At 74.0% G+C, this 4717-nt stretch carries 1 protein-coding gene; it reads right to left on the reverse strand.

All coding sequences use genetic code 11. The features are described 5' to 3' along the window. Window positions 1-4717, reverse strand: a 4717-nt coding sequence (locus KN815_RS36905; protein ID WP_216346209.1) for a type I polyketide synthase, incomplete at both ends; no start/stop codon positions are given.

Consider the following 4717-nt stretch of genomic DNA (forward strand, 5'->3'; position numbering starts at 1 on the left):
AACGAACCCGGCGTCGACATCACCGTCACACCACCGGCCAGCGCCAACGAGCACTCACCCGCCCGCAACGCCTGAATCGCCCAGTGCAACGCCACCAACGACGACGAACACGCGGTGTCCACCGTCACCGCCGGGCCCTCGAGACCCAGCGCATACGACACCCGACCCGACATCACACTGGCCGCGTTACCCGTCCCCATGAAGCCTTCGGAGCCATCGGGGGCGGACAGGATGACGGGCAGATAGTCCTGGCCGTTGGTACCGGCGAACACGCCGACCTGCTGACCGCGCAGCGTCGTCGGGTCGATCCCGGCCCGCTCGAACGCCTCCCACGAGGTCTCCAGCAGCAGCCGCTGCTGCGGGTCCATGGCGAGGGCCTCACGCGGCGAGATGCCGAAGAAGACGGGGTCGAACTCGGCGGCGTCGGCGAGGAATCCGCCCTCGCGGACGTAGCTGGTGTGCTCGCCCGTGCCCTCCGGGTCGTACAGCGTCTCCAGGTCCCAGCCACGGTCGGCCGGGAAGTCGACCACGGCGTCCTGTCCGGACGCCAGCAGCCGCCACAGCTCCTCGGGCGAGCGCACCCCACCGGGGAAGCGGCAGCTCATGCCGACGATCACGATCGGGTCGTCGTCCAGCGCCACACCGACCGACGACGCACCGGTCACCGCCGGGCGCGAGCCGATGAGTTCGGCCTGGAGATGGTCGGCGAGGGCGATCGGGGTGGGGTAGTCGAAGATGATGGTGGCGGGCAGCTTGAGCCCGGTGAGGGTGGAGAGCAGGTTGCGGATCTCGACGGCGGTCAGCGAGTCGAAGCCGAGGTCGCGGAAGGCGCGGCTGGGCTCCACCGAGTCCGGTCCGGGGTGGCCGAGGACGACGGCGACCTGGGTGCGGACGAAGTCCAGGGCGATCTGGTCGCGTTCCTCGTCGGTCCCGGCGTCGGTCAGCCGCTGGGCCGGCGAGTTGGGCCGGCCGGGGATGGCGGGGCCGCCGGTGGCGGTGCGGGCCGCCTCGATCGCGCGGCGCGCCTCGGAGAGCTCGGCGAGCAGCGGGTTCGGGCGGTGGCCGGAGAGGCCGGGCGCGAAGCGGTCCCATTCGATGTCGACGACGAGGGAGAACGTCTCGTCCAGGTCGAGCGCGGCCCCCAGGGCGGCGGTGGCCGGTTCGGGGGCGATGGCGGGCAGCCCGGACTGCCGGAGCCGCTCGGCCACCAGCTCGTCGGTGGCCATGCCGCCGTCGGCCCAGGCACCCCAGGCCATCGAGGTGGCGGGCAGCCCCTCGGCGCGGCGCTGTTCGGCGAGCGCGTCCAGGTAGGCGTTGGCGGCCACGTAGTTGGCCTGTCCGGCGGCGCCGAAGGTGGCGGCCATGGAGGAGAAGAGCACGAAGGCGGACAGGTCGAGGCCGCGGGTGAGCTCGTGCAGATGGCGGGCGGCGTCGGCCTTGGCGCGCAGCACATCGGCCATCCGCCGCGGGGTCTGGGCGTCGAGGACACCGTCGTCCAGCACTCCGGCGGCGTGCACGACCGTGGTCAGCGGAAGGTCCGCGGGGACGGTCGCCAGCAGCCCGGCGAGGGCGTCGCGGTCGGCGACGTCGCAGGCGGCGATGGTCACCTGGGCGCCGAGGGCGGTGAGTTCGTCGCGCAGCTCGGCGGCGCCGGGGGCGGCGGGGCCACGGCGGCCGGCGAGCAGGATGTGCTGGGCGCCGTGGGCCACGAGCCAGCGGCCGACGTGACCGCCGAGGGCGCCGGTGCCGCCGGTGATCAGCGCGGTGCCGTGGGTGCTCCAGCCGTCGCCGGTGGTCTCGTGGTGCGGTGCGCGGGCGAGCCTGCGGACGTGGATGCCCTGCGGGCGGATCGCCAGGTGGTCCTCGCCGCTGATGCCCGCGGGTCCGGCGAGGATGTCGGCGAAGCGCCCGAGGGCGCGCTCGTCGGCGGTCTCGGGCAGGTCGATCAGACCGCCCCAGCGCTCGGGGTGTTCGAGGGCCGCGGTGCGGCCCAGGCCCCAGATCTGGGCCTGGTCGGGGCTGGTGAGCCGGTCGGAGCGGCCGACGGAGACCGCGCCGCGGGTGGCGGCCCACAGCGGGGCGTCGACCTCGGCGTCACCGAGGGCCTGGACGAGGGTGAGGGTCCCCGCGAGCCCGGCGGTGAGGGAGGGGTGCCGGTCGTGCGGGCGCTCGTCCAGGCCGAGCAGGGAGAGCACACCGTCGGTGTGCGGGGTCCCGCCGGTCTCCCGCGCCGCCTGCGTCAGGGCGGTGCGGATCCGCTCGGCGAGGGCGGTGCGGTCGGCGGTGGTGCCGTCGACCGCGATCTCGTGGACGGTGACGCCGCGTTCGGCCAGCAGCCGCAGCGACGCGGCCGCCCACGGATCCTCCGTACGCCCCTCGGGGGTGACCACGAGCCAGGTGCCGGTGAGCGGCTTGTCCTGGGTCTGCGGCAGCGGTGTCCAGGTGATGCGGTAGCGCCAGCCGTCGACGGTGGTGTCGACGTGGCTGCGCCTGCGCCACGCGGACAGGACGGGCAGCACCTCGCTGAGGGGCTGGTCGCCGTCGAGGCCGAGGGTGTCGACCAGGGCGGCCAGGTCCTCGCTGTGCACGACCTCCCAGAACCGGGCGTCGGCCACGGCCGGGGCGGCGGCTTCGGCTTCGGCGGGGTCGGGGCCGTACGAGAAGGGGTTGGCGGGCCAGTAGCGCTGCCGCTGGAAGGCGTAGGTGGGCAGCTCGACGCGGCGGGCGCCGGTGCCCGCGTAGTACGTGGCCCAGTCCACGGGCACGCCGCGGACCTGGGCCTGGGCGAGCGCGTGGCCGAGGGTGCGGGCCTCGGGGCGGCCGGAGCGCAGGGCGGGCAGGAAGGCGAACGTGCGGTTCCTGCCGCCGGTCACGCAATCCTGGGCCATGGCGGAGAGGACGCCGTCGGGGCCCAGTTCGAGATAAGTGGTCACGCCGTGGTCCTCGAGGCGGCGGACGCCGTCGAGGAAGCGGACGGCCTCGCGGACGTGGCGGACCCAGAAGTCGGGCGTGGTGATCTCGTCGGCGCTCACCAGAGTGCCGGTGAGGTTGGAGACGATCGGGATCTTCGGAGCCTCGTAGGTCAGCCGCTCGGCGACCTGACGGAAGTTCTCCAGCATCCCGTCCATGTGTGGGGAGTGGAAGGCGTGGCTGACGGTGAGCCGCTTGGTCTTACGGCCCCGCTCCTCGAACGACGCGGCGATCGCGACGGCCGCGTCCTCGTCACCCGCGATGACGACCGAGGTGGGCCCGTTGAGCGCGGCGATCGACACCCGCTCGGTGAGCAGCGGCGTCACCTCGTCCTCCGACGCCTGCACCGCGATCATCGCGCCACCGGCGGGGAGTTGCTGCATGAGCTGGCTGCGCGCGGCCACCAGGGCACAGGCGTGGGTGAGCGACAGCACTCCGGCGACATGGGCGGCGGTGAGCTCGCCGATGGAGTGGCCGGCGAGGAAGTCGGGGCGCAGTCCCCAGGATTCGACGAGGCGGAAGAGGGCCACCTCGACGGCGAACAGCGCGGGCTGGGTGAAGCCGGTCCGGTCGAGCGTGGCGGCGTCGTCGCCGAACAGCACGTCCTTCAGCGGCCGGTCGAGGAACCGGTCGAGCTGGGCGCAGACCGCGTCCAGCGCCTCGGCGAAGACCGGGTAGGTCTCGTACAGCTCACGGCCCATGCCGAGCCGCTGGCTGCCCTGGCCGGTGAAGAGGAACGCGACCTTGCCCTCGGCGGCCAGCCCCTCGGCCAGCTCCGGGTGGTGGCGGCCTTCGGCGAGCGCGTCGAGGCCCGCGAGGAGTTCGTCGTGATCGGCCGCGAGGACCACGGCGCGGCGGTCGAGGGCGGCGCGGGTGACGGCCTGGGAGTAGCCGAGGTCGGCGAGGCGGTGGCCGGGGCGGGCGGTCAGATGGGTCCGCAGCCGCAGGGCCTGGGCGCGCAGCGCCTGCTCGTCCTTGCCGGAGAGCACCACCGGGACCAGGGGCGGTTCGATCCGCTCCGGCTCCGGCTCGGCGCTCTCGACGGGGGCGGCTGGGGCCGGGGGCTCCTCGAGGATGGTGTGCACATTGGTGCCGCTCATGCCGAACGACGAGACGCCCGCGCGGCGCGGGGTCGCGCCCTCGGGGTCCTGGGGCCACTCGGTGGTGGCGGTGAGCAGTTCGACGTCCCCGGCCGTCCAGTCGACGTGCGGGGTGGGCTCGGTGAGGTGGAGGGTCCTGGGCAGCACACCGTGCCGCATCGCCATGACCATCTTGATGACGCCGCCGACACCGGCGCCCGCCTGGGCGTGGCCGATGTTGGACTTGATGGAGCCGATGAGCAGCGGTTTGCCCTCGGGCCTGCCCTGACCGTAGGTGGCGAGCAGCGCCTGGGCCTCGATCGGGTCGCCGAGGGCGGTGCCGGTGCCGTGGGCCTCGACGGCGTCGACCTGGTCGGGGCTGAGGCGGGCGTTGGCCAGCGCCTGGAGGATGACGCGCTGCTGCGAGGGGCCGTTGGGCGAGGTGAGGCCGTTGGACGCGCCGTCCTGGTTGACGGCGGAGCCGCGGACCACGGCGAGGACCGGGTGGCCCTTGCGCTGGGCGTCCGACAGCCGCTCGACGAGCAGCATGCCGACGCCCTCGCCCAGGCAGAAGCCGTCGGCCTCCGGGGCGAAGGGCTTGGAGCGGCCGTCGAGGGCCAGTCCGCGCATCTTGCTGTAGTCGACGAAGACGCCGGGCGCGCACATGA

This window comes from Streptomyces niphimycinicus, from assembly GCF_018883605.1.
GTDB lineage: Bacteria > Actinomycetota > Actinomycetes > Streptomycetales > Streptomycetaceae > Streptomyces > Streptomyces niphimycinicus.